The 16,056-nt window shown below is 60.4% G+C and carries 15 protein-coding genes and 1 tRNA gene; 9 read left to right on the forward strand and 7 right to left on the reverse strand.

The window, feature by feature from the left end:
- The first annotated feature begins 75 nt into the window (after positions 1 to 75).
- Positions 76 to 1,509 carry a YncE family protein gene (locus RE432_RS10135; RefSeq protein WP_310933303.1) on the forward strand — a complete coding sequence of 478 codons (1,434 nt, stop codon included), beginning with the start codon at positions 76 to 78 and terminating at the stop codon, positions 1,507 to 1,509.
- Here the strand turns inward: RE432_RS10135 and RE432_RS10140 are convergent.
- Positions 1,431 to 1,811 carry an RES family NAD+ phosphorylase gene (locus RE432_RS10140; RefSeq protein ID WP_310933304.1) on the reverse strand — a complete coding sequence of 127 codons (381 nt, stop codon included), beginning with the start codon at positions 1,809 to 1,811 and terminating at the stop codon, positions 1,431 to 1,433. The genes RE432_RS10135 and RE432_RS10140 overlap by 79 nt on opposite strands.
- Complete coding sequence (locus RE432_RS10145) at positions 1,808 to 2,179, reverse strand: MbcA/ParS/Xre antitoxin family protein (protein ID WP_310933305.1); 372 nt, start codon at positions 2,177 to 2,179, stop codon at positions 1,808 to 1,810. The genes RE432_RS10140 and RE432_RS10145 overlap by 4 nt, the downstream gene beginning before the upstream one ends.
- Positions 2,180 to 2,887: 708 nt before the next feature.
- On the opposite strand from RE432_RS10145, the gene RE432_RS10150 reads away from it, so the two are divergent.
- Positions 2,888 to 3,646, forward strand: coding sequence for a type IV toxin-antitoxin system AbiEi family antitoxin domain-containing protein (locus RE432_RS10150; protein WP_310933306.1), 759 nt, complete (start codon positions 2,888 to 2,890; stop codon positions 3,644 to 3,646).
- Positions 3,639 to 4,562 carry a nucleotidyl transferase AbiEii/AbiGii toxin family protein gene (locus RE432_RS10155; protein ID WP_310933307.1) on the forward strand — a complete coding sequence of 308 codons (924 nt, stop codon included), beginning with the start codon at positions 3,639 to 3,641 and terminating at the stop codon, positions 4,560 to 4,562. Before RE432_RS10150 ends, RE432_RS10155 begins: the two co-directional genes overlap by 8 nt.
- A 208-nt stretch (positions 4,563 to 4,770) precedes the next feature.
- Here RE432_RS10155 and RE432_RS10160 read toward each other — a convergent pair.
- Positions 4,771 to 4,846, reverse strand: a tRNA-Gly gene (locus RE432_RS10160).
- A 327-nt stretch (positions 4,847 to 5,173) separates the two neighbouring features.
- Between RE432_RS10160 and murB the strand changes: the two genes are divergently transcribed.
- Positions 5,174 to 6,199, forward strand: coding sequence for a UDP-N-acetylmuramate dehydrogenase (murB, locus tag RE432_RS10165; protein ID WP_409079862.1), 1,026 nt, complete (start codon positions 5,174 to 5,176; stop codon positions 6,197 to 6,199).
- Between the two features lie 68 nt (positions 6,200 to 6,267).
- Here the strand turns inward: murB and dapB are convergent, their stop codons facing one another.
- Positions 6,268 to 7,059: a 4-hydroxy-tetrahydrodipicolinate reductase gene (gene dapB, locus RE432_RS10170; protein WP_310933309.1), complete on the reverse strand. Its 792-nt coding sequence runs from the start codon at positions 7,057 to 7,059 to the stop codon at positions 6,268 to 6,270.
- Positions 7,060 to 7,071: 12 nt separating this feature from the next.
- Entirely contained in the window at positions 7,072 to 7,671 is a 600-nt protein-coding gene (locus RE432_RS10175) for an outer membrane protein assembly factor BamE (RefSeq protein ID WP_310934194.1), read from the reverse strand.
- A 203-nt stretch (positions 7,672 to 7,874) separates the two neighbouring features.
- Between RE432_RS10175 and fur the strand changes: the two genes are divergently transcribed.
- Positions 7,875 to 8,300, forward strand: coding sequence for a ferric iron uptake transcriptional regulator (fur, locus tag RE432_RS10180; protein ID WP_310934195.1), 426 nt, complete (start codon positions 7,875 to 7,877; stop codon positions 8,298 to 8,300).
- Positions 8,301 to 8,372: 72 nt separating this feature from the next.
- Here fur and recN read toward each other — a convergent pair whose 3' ends face one another.
- A complete protein-coding gene (gene recN, locus RE432_RS10185; protein ID WP_310933310.1) occupies positions 8,373 to 10,022 on the reverse strand; it encodes a DNA repair protein RecN in 1,650 nt (549 codons plus the stop codon).
- Positions 10,023 to 10,026: 4 nt separating this feature from the next.
- Positions 10,027 to 10,926 carry an NAD kinase gene (locus tag RE432_RS10190; protein ID WP_310933311.1) on the reverse strand — a complete coding sequence of 300 codons (900 nt, stop codon included), beginning with the start codon at positions 10,924 to 10,926 and terminating at the stop codon, positions 10,027 to 10,029.
- A gap of 119 nt (positions 10,927 to 11,045) precedes the next feature.
- On the opposite strand from RE432_RS10190, the gene hrcA reads away from it, so the two are divergent.
- The 4 genes from hrcA to dnaK all read left to right on the forward strand — a co-directional run bounded on the left by hrcA (position 11,046) and on the right by dnaK (position 16,008).
- Positions 11,046 to 12,053 carry a heat-inducible transcriptional repressor HrcA gene (gene hrcA / locus RE432_RS10195; RefSeq protein WP_310933312.1) on the forward strand — a complete coding sequence of 336 codons (1,008 nt, stop codon included), beginning with the start codon at positions 11,046 to 11,048 and terminating at the stop codon, positions 12,051 to 12,053.
- A 67-nt stretch (positions 12,054 to 12,120) separates the two neighbouring features.
- Positions 12,121 to 13,182 carry a ferrochelatase gene (hemH, locus tag RE432_RS10200; protein WP_310933313.1) on the forward strand — a complete coding sequence of 354 codons (1,062 nt, stop codon included), beginning with the start codon at positions 12,121 to 12,123 and terminating at the stop codon, positions 13,180 to 13,182.
- Positions 13,183 to 13,277: 95 nt separating this feature from the next.
- Entirely contained in the window at positions 13,278 to 13,892 is a 615-nt protein-coding gene (gene grpE, locus RE432_RS10205) for a nucleotide exchange factor GrpE (RefSeq protein ID WP_310933314.1), read from the forward strand.
- A gap of 193 nt (positions 13,893 to 14,085) precedes the next feature.
- Complete coding sequence (gene dnaK / locus RE432_RS10210; protein WP_310933315.1) at positions 14,086 to 16,008, forward strand: molecular chaperone DnaK; 1,923 nt, start codon at positions 14,086 to 14,088, stop codon at positions 16,006 to 16,008.
- Positions 16,009 to 16,056: the final 48 nt, after the last annotated feature.

Here is a 16,056-nt window from a genome sequence, read left to right on the forward strand (position 1 = left end):
TGCCGACAGCGTCTGCACAACGTATGGTCAGAGTTCAAGCGCATAGTGCGCCCTTTTCCAACCGAGGATACGAGCATGAAAGTAATGTCCCTCCAAACCATCGTCCTATCAGTACAAGTATGGCGTCAATGGATTTGTATGCTGGCGCTGACCTTTACCCTCGGTACTGTCGGCACCGCCCTGGCTGCCGAAGACGAAAGTCCTCCCGGCTTGCACGTATCCACCACTGAAGTTCTGGCCGGAGCAAAGGCGGAGGTATCGGGGTTTCGCTTTCAGCCCGGCCAGCGCGTCACGCTGACGCTGGAGCATGCTCGGGAAGGTGCTCAGCCCGTTGTGGTTCAGGATAATGGCCGCTTCAAGAGCAAGGTTCAGATTCCGCATGATGCCAAGGTCGGCGTGTTGCAGCTGACTGCCAAGGCCGATGGTGCCGAAGTCGCCAGGACGGATTTGATGGTGTCCAAAGTCGTCCCCGTGTCGGGTGCAGATTGGTTTACGATGACGCAAGGCAAGTTGCCGCCCGGGCCGTACCTGGCTGCAAGCAGTGCCGACGGCAAGGCGGTTTTCGTCACCCGCTCGGTGTTCAAAAAAGCGCCTGAGTCCGGTATTGCCGAGGCCGGCATCCTGAAGGTGGATACTGAAACGCTGAAGGTGCTGGACAGCACTACGCCACCAGTTTCTCCGGCGCGTGACGACGGTAAGAACAAACCGGCTGCACAGTCTGTCTATGCCGCCTTTGGCATGGCAGCCGATAGCGACAACCAGACCCTCTGGGTGACCAATGTCTTGAATGACACGGTGGCAGCCTACCGGCAGGGCGACTTGTCACTGCTCAAGCAGTTCGAGCCCGGCGCGGTGACGCACCCGCACTTTGCACAGGTCGATGCCGCGCACCACAAGGTTTATGTGTCGTCGGTGGGCGATAAGAACGTCGCCGTAATTGACACCCAAACGCTAAAACCGTTAAAGAGCATCAACATCGACGCCGGGGAGGGAGATAAGAAGTTCGTACCGCTCGGGTTGGCGCTGGACAGCCAGACCGGTACCCTGTATGTGTCGAGCATGGAAGCGCCGGCCATCGCCGCAATCGACTCGGCCAGCGGCAAGGTCAAGAAAGTCTTTACGCCACTGCCACAGGCGCGTGAATTCCAGGGCTTGGCCTGGGATGCGGCCAACAGGCTGTTGCTGGTGGCTTCGCGGGGTAATGACAACCTGCTGGTGGTCGATCCCGAAACCGGCAAGCTCGTGCACGATTTGTACGTCGGTGCCCAGCCGCTGACCGTCGTCTGGGAGCCGGTTAGCGGCTGGGCTTTTACCGCCAATCGTGGCGCGGGCACGGTGACGGTGGTGGAACCGAAGTCGGGCAAGCTGCTCGCCAATCTGGCCGTCGGCAGTTTTCCTAATCACGTGGTTGCCGATGGCAAGGGCAACGTTTACGTGATCAACAAGTCCAAGGGGCCGGACGACCTGAAGGGCGACTTGATTACCCGCATCACACCGAAGGTGCAGTAGGAGTCATCAAGCAAAGAGAAACTGGCGACAGCCTCAGAAGGTTGCGAGGGGTAGGCGAACTCATGTAACAGCACTGGCACTTCCGGCAACCGCAGGAACGGATTATCGGCGGCGGGCGGCTTGAGGACAGCCACCACATCCTCGTCCGTCGACAGGTAGAGTGCTTCCTGGCCAGGTCGGTTGAAGCGGCCACCCTGACGTGCCGCGCCCGCGCCGGACAGCGGCGTGCCGGCATAGGCGGGTGTAATGACGCGATAGTAGACTGCCTCTTCAGCTTTGCCGACGGTAATGGCCGGGATCATCCTGCGGCGCCGCCTGCGAGAGACTCCAGGTAGGCAATGACTGCATCGGCCCGTCCTTCTTGAATGAGAGTATCCGCTGTCTTGTAGCCGAAGGCGCGTAGCGGCTCGTTGCGCAGCAGGAACGCCGCCCGCTTTTCGTCACCGGTCATCTCGGCGGCGACGGTCAGCACTCTGACCATGTCCTGCAGATACTTCTGCAACTGAGGCGCCTGAGGCCTTGCCGTCGGGGTATTGCGATGCACGTGCGCACGCTCGGCCAGTTCCTGGACCTGGAAGCCGAAGAACTCTCCAATCCGGGCTGGGGACAAATACGGTGTATCCGGTTCACGGAACTGTTCGGCGAGGGGTCGTTGCAGTACGGTGCTCATGGCGCATACTCCATGCAATGGTTATGCACTTATTTTGCACTATTATTATCGCTCTTGACACAACCGAGCCATCTACGGCCGAACGACACCTCGCGGCGCATTTTTGCGAAAAAGCAAGCACCGCGTCAGAGAAACCGGCCATGCCGCAAATCGCGTTGTTGCCTGACGCGCGAACGCGACTGCGACGAGATGCGAGGCATAGGGCCGTTCTGGTCCATGTCTCGGAGATTTCTCATGGCCACCCATCCCACCTGCACGGGGATGATGCCTCGTTCCCCACGCCGACTGTGCTTGTGCTTGACACTCGGCTCATGCTACTGAAGCGCGACGGCTGGCAGCGTTGTTGCAAGGCCCGCTTTGTATAGGGTGGAATGGCCGCTTCGAGTCGTAAGCAGCCACCCAGCCAAACCGCAAGAGCGTAACCACCAAACGCAAAAAAGCCTAGATCGAAATCTGGGCTTTTTAAAATCTGGAGCGGGAGACGAGCTCCAGGACGAAGCCATAACCCATTGATTAAAAATGAAATACTTTCATCCGGAGTGACTGGATGGACTAAAGTCAGTGGTGTGGTGGGCCTATCTTCGCTGCGTTTTCAACCTGGCGAGTTATGATTAAATTTAAGCGTTAAATTCAATCATGGGGTGAATTTCAGAGAAAAATCTATCAATTTCAGTGGTGTCAGATTAGATTTTGACGTATATTTCATGTATGGGTAAACATTTGCGACATCAGATAATCAAACGCCTGCAGGCGGAGCTTCCTCGGGGAGCGCCGTTCGATCTTGCCGTGCTTGAAACCTTCGGCGTGTCCCCCAAACTGGCCGCTCGCTACGCCGAGAGCGGTTGGCTGGTGCGCCTGGGACACGGCGTCTATGCCTATCCCAACGATAACTTTGACGCTAGCGGTGCGTTGCAGCTTCTGCAAGAGCGGGTTGCTGGGCTGCACATCGGCGGCAAAAGCGCTCTGGCGCTGCAAGGGGTTCGGCACAACCTAGCTCCCAGAGAAGTCTTGGTGCTCTGGGGCGATGTCCGCTTTGCGTTGCCTGCCTGGTTCACCACGTGTTTTCCATCGCGCTACGTCAACGCCAGGCTGTTCGACTGGCCCGACGATGACCTCGCCAGCAAAACCCTGCATACACCACCCGGACAGCCTGCTGGACTGCGGGTGGCAGTGCCCGAACGCGCAGTGCTGGAGCTGCTCTACGACACCGGCACGCGGGAAAGCCTCGACGAGTCCCGCAACCTGTTCGACGGCCTGCGCTCACCGCGCAAGGACGTGCTCGGACGGCTGCTGGCTTGCTGCACCAGCGTCAAGACCGTGCGCCTGTTCCTGACCTGGGCGCGGGAAACCGGCGTTATTGACGTGGATGAGTTGCTGGCGCAATACCCAGTACGCTCCGGCAGCGCCAGGCGCTGGATGAGCCGGCTGGATGACGGAACCCTATTGAGCCTGAACCCTCATGGATAAACACTACGCCGACACCGTCCGCCTGCTGCTGAACATCGCGCCCGACGTGTTCGACAACGACATTTTCGCCATGAAGGGCGGCACGGCCATCAATTTGTTCCTGCGGGATATGCCCCGCCTGTCGGTGGATATTGATGTGGTGTACCGCCCCTGGCAGATTCCACGCGACAAGGCATTAGAGGATATCAACCAGGAGCTGGCCGCCATCGCTCAGCGAGTCGAACGTCTTGGCGTGCAGACACGGTTGATTCGTAGCAAAGACTTTGGCGACACCAAGCTGATCGCCGAGAACGAAGCCAGCCAGGTCAAGGTCGAGGTCAATGTCGTGTTCCGTGGCACGGTGTTGCCCATCGAGCGCAGGCCGTTGAGCGCCCACACTGGCGATCTGTTCGGAGTCGAATTTGAGGTGCCGGTGCTCGCCCCGGACGAACTCTATGCGGGCAAGCTGGTTGCCGCCCTGGATCGCCAGCACCCGCGAGACCTGTTCGATGTCTGGCAGTTGTTCCAGACCGGAGGCCTGACCGATGCCATGGTCGAGTGCTTCGTGGTCTATCTGGCAGGACACAACCGGCCCATCCATGAAGTGCTGTTCGGCAACGACAAGGACATCGCGGCCGAATATGAGCGTGCTTTCGTGGGCATGACGGAAGTGGACTGCTCACTTGAGGTTCTGCTCGAAACTCGCAGCCAACTACGCCAAGAACTGTCACAGAGGTTGAGCGCCGCTCACCGGCAGTTCCTGAGCGGACTGGCCCGCGCCCAACCCGACTGGTCGCTGCTGCAATGCCCGCATGCCGACCAGTTGCCTGCGTTACGCTGGAAGCTCGCCAACCTGGCAACCTTCCAGAAACGTCGTCCACGAGACTTTGCCGCGCAGGCTGATGCGCTTGATGCCGGGTTGCGCTCTGGGATATGAACAATGCTCACTGCAGCCGTGAATCCGAAAGCCAGAACTTACAGACTAGCTCAGAAGACCTGGGCGCGCCACTGTTCTCTTGCTCTCGGTAGCGATGACGTCGTTAAATGTTTGCAGGTGATCGCTGCTTCACCAGACTCATCTATGGACGTTGGTGGATGCCCATGAAATAAAAAAGCCCAGATCGAAATCTGGGCTTTTTAAAATCTGGAGCGGGAGACGAGTCTCGAACTCGCGACCTCAACCTTGGCAAGGTTGCGCTCTACCAACTGAGCTACTCCCGCATATGTACTGCTGTTTTGCCTTCCTGTTTTTAACCTCTCGGTTAAGGAAGCCTCGCATTATAAGTACTTTTTTAAAGTCGTGCAAATCGCGTTTTTACTGCTGGTTTTGCATGCTTCCGTATCCCTTCAAGCCTGTATGGTCAACACAAGCCAAAGCAAACCGGTCTTTAAAAAACTACCCGCAAAAGCATTAAAACCAGTGCTAAGCGAAGAAAAAGATAATAGCATGAAAGCACCCCGTCTTGTCAAGTAGCAAGCAGTGTGCGGGCGGGGGTATGCTTATGCTTTTTGTCGGGCTGCGGCCGGGCTTTTTGTTTTCAGGCGGGGCTGCTTTTGCTGCATGCTATCGATCAGGATCTGACTTCTTTCAATACGCTGGGCCTGCGCTCGCATGCGCAGGCGTTTGTGCGCTGCGCGTCGGCGGAGCAAGCCCAGACCCTGTCGGCGCTGGCCGGCGACTATCCCAGGGTTTTTATATTGGGCGGTGGCAGCAATGTGGTGCTGGCGCCCGAGCTCGATTGTCTGGTGATCAAGGTCGAAACCGCCGGTGTGCAACTGCTGGCCGAAACCGCCGACGCCTGGATTGTCGAGGCGCAGGCAGGCGAGACGTGGCACGACTTTGTCGGGCACTGCGTCGCTCAGGGATGGAACGGGCTAGAGAACCTGGCCTTGATTCCCGGCACGGTCGGCGCCGCGCCGGTCCAGAATATTGGCGCCTACGGTGTCGAGCTGGACCAGCGCTTTCACAGCCTGGTGGCGTGGGATATGCAGGCCAGGCGTCTGGTCGAAATGGGTCCGGAGGCTTGCGGGTTTTCGTATCGCAACAGTTTTTTCAAGCAGGCGGAGCAGGGCCGGTGGCTGATCCTGAAGGTGCGTTTTGCCTTGCCCAAGGCCTGGCGTCCGGTGCTGGGCTACCCCGATCTGCAACGCCACCCCATGCTGCAGGCCGCGGGTGCGAGCGTAACGGCGCGGCAGATTTTTGATGCGGTATGCCAGATCCGCCAGAGCAAACTGCCCGACCCGGCAGTGCTGGGCAATGCGGGCAGTTTTTTCAAGAATCCGGTCGTCGACGCGGCCGCTTACCAGGCGCTGGTACAAGCGCATCCCGGGCTGGTGGCGTATCCCCAGTCAGAGGGTTCGTACAAGCTGGCGGCCGGCTGGCTGATCGACCGCGCCGGCTGGAAGGGCAGGCGCATGGGCGCGGCGGGGGTGCATGAGCGCCAGGCCCTGGTGCTGGTCAATTATGGGGGCGCCGGCGCCGGCGATATCGCGGCATTGGCCGAGGCCATCCGGGCCGATATCTTGGCGCGCTTTGGCGTGAGTCTGGAGCAGGAGCCCGTCCGGGTCGGTTGAGCCGTGAATGAACGGCCCTTGAAGCGCAGGCGGCCCTCGGGTGTGGCGGGGCGGCCTGCGGCAGGCGTTCAGGTTGCCAGGACGTCCTGCATGTCGAACAGGCCGAATTCCTTGCGTGCCAGGTAGCGGGCAGCGCGCAGGCTGCCTTGCGCGTAGGTGGCGCGGCTGCTGGACCGGTGTGTGATTTCAATGCGCTCGCCGGTGCCGCAGAAGTAGACCGTGTGGTCGCCCACGATGTCGCCGCCGCGCAGGACTGAAAATCCGATCTTGCCGGTTTCGCGTGCGCCGGTCTCGCCGTGGCGGGCCCAATCGGCGATGTCGTCCAGCTTTTTGCCCCAGGCCGATGCAACGGTTTCGCCCATGGCCAGCGCGGTGCCCGAGGGCGCATCGACTTTGTTGCGATGGTGGGCTTCGAATACTTCGACATCGTAGCCGCTGTTCAGCAGCTTGGCGGCCATGTCGAGCAGGCGCAGTGTGGCATTGACCCCAACGCTCATGTTGGGGGCGAAGACCACGGCAATTTTCTGGCTGGCGGCCTGTATGGCCTGCTTGCCTTGTTCGTCGAAACCGGTGGTGCCGATGACGCACTTGGTGCCATGCTGGACGCAGGCTTGCAGATGGGCAAGGGTGCCTTCCGGCCGGGTAAAGTCGATCAGGCAGTCCGCATTCGATAAAGCGTCCAGGTCATCGCTGATCAATACGCCCGTCTCCAGCCCCAGGAAGGCGCCGGCGTCTTGGCCGATGGCCGGCGAACCTGCGCGATCCAGCGCGACGGTCAGTTCAAGGTCTGGACTTTGTGTGACGGCTTCAATCAGCATGCGGCCCATACGGCCGTCGGCGCCTGCAATGGCAATACGCATTGTTTCTTCCCCCTAGCGTAGCGGTTCAGCGGTGTTTCTGCCGGGTGTCGGCACGCCTGGATTAACGGGGCGCGACTCGTCGGCATTCAGAATGGCCCGGTGTTCCTGGTGGACGCTAGGCTGGGTGTCGGGCTCGCCGGCCTGTGCCGCGTCGTCAGCCGAAGGGCTGGCGGGGGCGTTGGCGTCGACTGGGCTGCTTTGCGCCGCTGCCGGGGGCGCTTCCTGGGCTGGCGGCAGGGCGCTTTCACTGGGCGGGGCCGAGCGGGGCGTTGTGGCGCTCGCCCCGGTATCGGTTCTTTCGTAAGGCTGGCGGTCGGGCTGGTCATCGCCTTCCCAGCGCACCAGTGTGTCGCCCTCGAACCAGACGGTGAACTTGCGCTCTTCTTCCTTGCCGTAGCCAGGCTTGTTATAGTAGGGGTAGTCCCAGCGATTGGTACGGAAGATATCTTGAAGGGTGGGCGTGCCCAGAATAAAGCGCACCTGCTCGCGGGTCATGCCTTCTTGCAGTTGCGCGACTTGCTCGGTGGTGATCCAGTTGCCCTGTTGAACGTCGGGGCGATACGGAAAGCCCCAGTTGGTGGTACCGCAAGCGGTCAAGGCCATGGCAAGCATGCTTGCCGTCAGTCCGGCGCGTAGCGTTGAAAAAAATGGTTTTGCAGTCGTCAGCACGAAGCGCCCCTGTTATTCATCTTGGATAAAACCGTTATCATAAAGCTTGGATAATAAACGCATAATAGCGTTAGTCAGCGTTGAGCGTATCGCAACCCTTGCATATGCCTGAACATCACCCTATTTCTGCCAGAGACATTTTAGCTATGAACGATCAAAATGAATTGAAAAACATGGGTTTGAAGGCGACCTTCCCGCGCCTGAAAATTCTGGATATTTTTCGACGGGCCGATCTTCGTCACCAAAGCGCTGAAGATGTCTACCGCACGCTTGTTGCTGAAGATGTCGACATTGGTTTGGCTACGGTCTACCGGGTGTTGACCCAGTTCGAGCAGGCCGGCATCTTGGTGCGCAGCCAGTTTGATGGCGGCAAGGCCGTCTTCGAGCTTAACGACGGCGATCATCATGATCACCTGATCTGCACCAATTGCGGCACGGTCGTCGAGTTTACCGACCCCGAAATCGAAAAGCGTCAGCATAAGGTCGCCAAGGACCAGGGCTTTGCGCTTGAAAGCCATACGATGCTGCTATATGGCATTTGCCCCAATTGCTCGCCTAAGCACGCCAAGTAAGCAAAAAGCGACACCAAAAGAAAAAGGCCGATTTTTACGTCGGCCTTATTTTTTGCCAGGCTGGCCTTGGGTCTAGCCGGTGCTGGCCAGCATTTCGCGCGCGTGCTTGCGCGTGGTGTCGGTAATTTTCAGGCCGCCCAGCATGCGTGCTACTTCGTTGACACGGCCCTCGGGGCTCAGGGGCTCGATCTGCGACAGGGTGCTGGCGCTGGAAGTAGATTTCCTGACCTCGTAATGATGCGCGCCCCGCGCGGCCACCTGCGGCAAGTGGGTCACGCACAGCACCTGGTGGCGTTCCCCCAGTTCGCGCAGCAGTTGGCCGACGACCTCGGCCACAGCGCCTCCGACACCGGTGTCGACTTCGTCGAAAATCAGGGTGGGGACCCGGGCCGCCTGGCTGGCAATCACGGACAAGGCCAGCGATATGCGGGCCAGTTCGCCGCCCGAAGCCACTTTGGCCAAGGGTTTGGGTGTCGTGCCGGCATGCCCCGCCACCAGAAACTCAACGGTTTCGTTGCCGCTTGCGCTGGGCGGGCAGGCCGACAGGCCGACGTCGAAACGGCCGCCTTTCATGGCCAGGGTTTGCATGGCGCCGGTCACTTGCTCCGACAGTTTTTTGCTGGTCTTGCGCCGCGCCTTGCTCAGTTGCCCGGCCAAGTCTTGGTACTGGGCTGCGGCCTCGTCCACCCGTTTTGCAAGCGCTTCGGTGTCGGCGGCGGCCTGGCTGGCATTCAGCTGTTCATGCAGGCTTTCCTGCAAGGCCGGGAGCGCTTCGGGTTCGGTCTTGAATTTCCGGGCCGCATCGAAGATGGCCGACAGGCGCTGCTCGGCCTGCGCCAGCCGGTCGGGTTCGAGCTCGAGTTTGTCCAGGTAACTGTTCAGGTCAGAGACGGCTTCGGCGGCCGAGATGCGGGCCGATTCGATCGCATCGTAAATGCCTTGCAACTGCGTATCGTGACGCAATTGCTGCTGGACCGCGTGGGCGGCGGCGTTCAGGGCTTGCAGGGCAGCGCCTTGCTCGTCGTCCAGGGCGGCCAAGGCCTGCGTGGCGCCATCGAGCAGCGCTTGCGCATGGGCCAGCCGATGGTGGTCGCTGCTGAGTGTTTCCCATTCGCCCGCTTGCAGGCCCAGCCGCTCGAGTTCGGCCAGTTGCCATTCGATCTGCTCGCGTTCCGCCTGCAAGGTGGCGGCGTTGGCCAGGGCGGCGGCCAGGGTTTTTTCAGCCTGCTGCCAGTGCTGCCAGGCCTGTTGTACCTGCCGGGACAGGGCCAGATGGCCGCCTTGCGTGTCGAGCAGTTCGCGCTGGCTGGCGGTTTTCAGCAGGCTTTGGTGGGCATGCTGGCCATGGATGTCGACCAGTTGTTCGCCCAGTTCGCGCAATTGGCCCAAGGTGACCGGCAGGCCATTGACGAAGGCGCGGCTGCGCCCTTGAGTGTCGATGACCCGGCGCAGGATGAGCGCGTCGTCGGCGTCGAACTCGTGTTCGTGCAGCCAGGCATGCAGGCTGGCCGGGGGCTCGAAGACAGCCGAGATATCGGCGCGTGCGGCGCCGTCGCGCAGGACGGAAGCATCGCCGCGGGCGCCCAGGGCCAGCGACAGGGCGTCGATGAGTATGGACTTGCCCGCCCCCGTTTCGCCCGAAAACACGGTAAAGCCCGTCTCGAACGGTATCTCTGCCTGATCGACAATGACGAAGTCGCGTATATGCAGGGATCGCAGCATAGGTTTATTCAGTCTCGTCCGAAGGCTGGGGCATGTGATTCCAGTACAGTTTGCGGCGCAAGGTGGAAAAGAAACTGTACCCGGTGGGGTGGATGAAGCGGACCGCATGCTGGGCCCGGCGCACGTCGATGCGGTCGCCCGGCTGGCATTCGGACCAGGTCTGCATGTCGAAGTGGACGCTGGCGCCCGATTCGACCCGGCCCAGGGCGGTGATGGTCAGGCTCAGTGTGCCGCTGTCGGGCAGCACGATGGGCCGGTTGGACAGGGTTTGGGGGGCGACCGGGACCAGCAGGATGGCGTTCAGCCTGGGGTGCACGACCGGGCCGTTGGCCGACAGGGAATAGGCGGTGGAGCCCGTGGGGGTGGCGACGATCAGGCCGTCGGCGCGCTGGCTGTACATGAAGACGCCGTCGAATTCGACATGGACTTCGATCATCCCGCCGCGGCCGGCGCGGTTCAGCACCACGTCGTTCAGGGCCAGGCCTGAATACATGGTTTCGCCGTCGCGCACGACGCGGCCTTCGAGCAGGACGCGGTCTTCGGCGTTGTAGTTGCCGTGCAGGACGCTGTTCAGCGCGTCGTTGGCGCTTTGCAGCGGGATGTCGGTAATGAACCCCAGGCGGCCATGGTTGATGCCGATCAGGGCGACATTGTTGTAGGCCAGTTGGCGGGCCGCGCCCAGCATGGTGCCGTCGCCCCCCATGACCACGGCCAGGTCCGCCTGCTGGCCGATTTCCTGGTATGAGGCAACCGTGTGTTCGGTGATGCCCGTGTTGCGGGCGGTATCGGTTTCGATAAGCACCTTACAGCCTTCAGCTTGCAGCATGCCGGCGAGCTTGCGCAAGGGCGCATCAAGGCCGGTATCTTGATATCGGCCAATGATTGCGATGGTTTTGAAGTGCATAAGGCGGACACCTTCTTAATTGATGGAATAATACAGACTGATTGATTATATTGTTCCTGAGAACGGATGGCTGTAGGTATAAAAACCCGTGTCCGCAACATTACACATAAAATGGCGTCATGGATGATAGAGCCAATGCGCTTTTAAAAGCGCTCATAGAAAAATATATTGCCGATGGGCAGCCTGTGGGGTCGCGCACATTATCCAAAATGTTCGACCTGTCGCCTGCGACCATCCGCAACGTCATGGCCGATCTTGAAGATCTGGGCCTGATTCATAGCCCGCATACCTCCGCCGGCCGGATTCCCACCCCCAAGGGCTATCGCCTGTTCGTGGACCGGCTGCTGGCGGTGCAGCGCTTCGAAGTCCTGCCCAGCCAGGTCCGCCAGATATTGCCTGCCGCCGAGCCGGGCCGGGCGGTCACGGCGGCGGCGACGCTATTGTCCAACCTGTCGCAGTTTGCGGGGGTCGTGCTGGCGCCCAAGCGGGCCCAGGTGTTTCGGCAGATCGAGTTCATCCGCCTGTCCGAAAAAAGAGTCTTGCTGATTATTGTCACGCCCGACGGCGATGTGCAGAACCGTATTCTGTTCGTGTCCCGGGATTATCTCGAACAGGAACTGATCGAGGCCAGCAATTTCTTCAACCAGCATTTTGCGGGCATGTCTTTCGAGCAGGTCAGGCTGGCCATTACCGACGAGCTTTCCTCCCTGCAGGCCGATATTTCACGGCTCATGCAGGCGGCGGTCGAAGCGGGCACCGCGACAGCGGACTCGGACGAATCCCTGGTCATTTCCGGCGAAAGCAAATTGCTGGACATCTCCGAAATCGCCTCCGACATGGATAGGCTGCGCCGCATGTTTTCCCTGTTTGAAAAGAAAACCGACCTGTTGCAGCTGCTGGACGTATCCAGCCGCGCCCAGGGCGTCCAGATCTACATAGGCGGCGATTCGCAGTTGGTTCCCATGGACGATGTATCGGTCATTACCGCGCCCTACGGGGTGGATGGCACGGTGGTGGGCACGCTGGGGGTCATCGGCCCGTCGCGCATGTCCTACGAGCGTGTCATCCCCATCGTGGATATCACGGCGCGCCTGCTTTCCAACGCACTCAGCCACAATCAGCTCTAAGGGCGGCCGCCTTCCGGTGTGCCGCCGGCCGTGCTGCGTCCGCCACAATAATCAGGTCCTGTCATCTATGTTCAAGTTGTTCGCTTCACCTTATTTGCCGGAGCCGGCCGATCCGCATGCCTTCAGCACCGAGCCGCCGCCGCGCGATCCAGGTCCGGCCGGTGTCCTGCTGGTCAATCTGGGCACGCCTGACGAGCCCACCGCAGGGTCGATTCGGCGCTATCTGGCGGAGTTCCTGTCCGATCCGCGCGTCATCGAGATTCCGCAGTGGCTGTGGCAGGTGATTTTGCGCGCCTTCATCCTGACGCGCCGCCCGCAAGCGCTGGCGCCGCGCTACCGGGAAATCTGGCTGGAGCAGGGCTCGCCCTTGCTGGTCTGGAGCCAGGCCCAGGCGCAGGGGGTGCAGCAGCATCTGGCGGCCCAGGGCAGGGACGTCCGGGTGGAGCTGGGCATGCGCTACGGCAATCCGTCCATCGCCAGCGCCATTGACCGGCTCCGGGCGGCCGGTTGCCAGCGGATTCTGGTGGCGCCCATGTATCCGCAGTATGCGGCCAGCACGACCGCCACCGCCGTGGACCGCGTGGCGTCCCACGCCGCCGCTTTGCGCGACCAGCCCGAGTTTCGCTTTATCAAGCGTTATCACGATGATCCCGCCTATATCGGCGCGTTGGCCGGGCAGGTGCGCAATTATTGGGCGCAGCACGGCAAGCCGCAGCGCCTGTTGCTCAGTTTCCATGGCTTGCCGCGCCGGACCGTCGAGCAGGGCGATCCGTACTATCGCGACTGCATGGAAACCGCCGCGCTGCTCAGGCAGGCGCTGGGGGCGGACGGCGGCCTGGTTCACGTGGCGTTCCAAAGCCGTTTCGGCGCCGAAAAATGGCTGGAACCCTATACCGAGCCCACGCTGCGGCAATGGGCGCGTGACGGCATCGGGCAGGTGGACGTCATGTGTCCGGGCTTCCTGGCCGACTGCCTGGAAACCATGGAGGAAATCCAGATGCAGTGCCGCGATGCTTTCCTGGCCGAGGGCGGGCGGCAATTCCGGTACTTGCCCTGCCTGAATGACGACGCCGATTGGACGGCCGGTTTTGCGGCGCTGATTGGAAAGCACTTGGCGGGCTGGGTGTAAACTGGCTCGTTAAAGGCGCGTTTTGCGTGGTCTTGAAATGGGGGCGGCTGCCCCCATTTTTATGGAATTGCATAGTTCAGATGTGGAGATTTTTTATGTCGGCACCCCAAGAGCCCCGGGATACCAAACAGCAAGACCCGTCGGTCGATACTTCCGAGCAACTGGAAGTCAACCAAGCGCAAGAAGCATCAGGCGATGCCGACGCGCAGGCGTCCGGGCAGCAAGTCCAGGCCGAGGCCGAAGAAGACTGGGCCACTTTGCTGTCCGAGTCACAGGAAAAAGTGGCGCAATATCATGAAGAGTTGCTGCGCGCCAAGGCCGAAACCGAGAATATCCGCCGCCGCGCCCAGGAAGACGTGGCCAAGGCCCGGAAGTTCGGTACCGAGTCGTTTGCCGAAAGCCTGATTCCCGTTCGGGACAGTCTCGAGGCCGCGCTGGCGCTGACCGACCAAACGGCAGAAGCCTGGAAAGAGGGCGTAGAAGCCACCTTGCGCCAGCTCAATAGCGCGTTCGAACGCAATCTGTTGAAAGAAGTGGCGCCCGCCGAGGGCGACAAGTTCGATCCGCATGTGCACCAGGCGATTTCCTCGGTGCCGTCCGGCCTGCCCGAAGGCACTGTCGTCCAATTGCTGCAGAAGGGCTACACCATTGCCGATCGCGTATTGCGCCCGGCGCTGGTGATGGTGTCGTCGGGCCAGCCCGCCGCGTAAAGCGCCGTTTCAGGTTTTGGGGCGGCCAGGGCTGTTTTTAGCTGAAAAAACACGGTTTTTGGCCCAAAAACCCGCTCCAGCGCACAAGAAATACAAAATTTGCAGGGTCAAGGCTTGAAATCGCAGCGGCGGGCCCCAATTAAGAACCATCAGGCAGTTTCCACAAATTCAAAATTTTTAGCAGGATATAGATATGGGCAAGATTATCGGTATTGACCTGGGTACGACCAACAGCTGTGTGGCTGTCCTGGACGGCAGCAGCGTCAAGATCATTGAAAATGCCGAAGGCACACGCACCACGCCTTCCATCGTGGCTTATATGCAAGACGGCGAGATCCTCGTCGGGGCCCCGGCCAAGCGCCAGGCGGTCACCAATCCCAAGAACACGCTGTACGCCGTCAAGCGGCTTATTGGCCGCAAGTTTGACGAAAAGGCCGTGCAGAAGGACATCAACCTGATGCCCTATGGCATTGTCAAGGCCGACAACGGCGACGCATGGGTCGAAGCGCAAGGCAAGAAGCTGGCGCCTCCCCAAGTGTCGGCCGACGTGCTGCGCAAGATGAAGAAAACGGCGGAAGACTATTTGGGTGAAGAGATCACTGAAGCCGTCATTACCGTCCCCGCTTACTTCAACGACAGCCAGCGCCAGGCAACTAAAGACGCCGGCCGCATCGCAGGCCTGGACGTCAAGCGCATCATCAACGAGCCCACGGCGGCGGCGTTGGCCTTTGGCATGGACAAGACCGAAAAGGGCGATCGCAAGATTGCCGTCTATGACCTGGGCGGCGGTACCTTCGACGTATCCATCATTGAAATCGCGGACGTCGACGGCGAGAAGCAATTCGAAGTGCTGTCGACCAACGGCGATACCTTCCTGGGCGGCGAAGACTTCGACCAGCGCATCATCGACTACATCATTGCCGAGTTCCAGAAGGAAAGCGGTGTCGATCTGTCCAAAGACGTGCTGGCCTTGCAGCGTTTGAAGGAATCCGCCGAAAAGGCCAAGATCGAGCTCTCCTCGGCGCAGCAGACCGAAATCAACCTGCCGTACATCACGGCCGATGCGTCCGGTCCCAAGCACCTGAACCTGAAGATCACGCGCGCCAAGCTGGAAGCGCTGGTCGAAGAGCTGATCGAGCGCACCATCGAGCCTTGCCGCATCGCCATCAAGGACGCCGGTGTCAAAGCCTCTGAAATCGACGACGTCATCCTGGTCGGCGGCATGACCCGCATGCCCAAGGTCCAAGAGAAGGTCAAGGAATTCTTTGGCAAGGAGCCCCGCAAAGACGTCAACCCCGACGAGGCCGTCGCCGCTGGCGCCGCCATTCAGGGTTCGGTGTTGTCGGGCGACCGCAAAGACGTGCTGCTGCTGGACGTGACCCCCTTGTCCCTGGGTATTGAAACCCTGGGCGGCGTCATGACCAAGATGATCCAGAAAAACACCACGATCCCGACCCGGTTCTCGCAAGTGTTTTCCACGGCCGACGACAACCAGCCCGCCGTGACGATCAAGGTATTCCAGGGCGAGCGTGAAATTGCCGCCGGCAACAAAGGCCTGGGCGAGTTCAATCTGGAAGGCATTCCGCCTGCGGCGCGCGGCACGCCTCAAATTGAAGTGACCTTCGATATTGACGCCAACGGCATCCTGCACGTGTCGGCCAAGGACAAAGGCACAGGCAAGGAAAACAAAATCACCATCAAGGCCAATTCGGGCTTGAGCGACGATGAAATCGAACGCATGGTGAAAGATGCCGAGGCCAATGCCGAGGAAGATCACCGCATTGCCGAGCTGGCGCTGACCCGCAACCAGGCCGATTCCCTGCTGCATTCGACCCGCAAGTCGCTGGAAGAATATGGCGACAAGCTTGAAGCGGCCGAGAAGGAAGCCATCGAAGCGGCCCTGAAAGAGCTCGAAGAAACCTTGAAGGACGGCGACAAGGCCGCCATCGAGGCCAAGGTCGAGGCGCTTTCCACGGCTTCCCAAAAGCTGGGCGAGAAGATGTATGCCGATATGCAGGCGCAGGCCGCCGCGCAGGCTGGCGCGGCCGACGCCGCCAAGCCTGTCGACGATGACGTGGTCGATGCCGACTTCAAGGAAGTCAAACGCGATCAGTAAACGTCGCGCATAGCGGTCTTGAGCCCGGTTTCTGGTGTTTTTACCGGA

Source organism: Pusillimonas sp. SM2304 (assembly GCF_031628915.1).
Lineage (GTDB): Bacteria > Pseudomonadota > Gammaproteobacteria > Burkholderiales > Burkholderiaceae_B > Pusillimonas_C.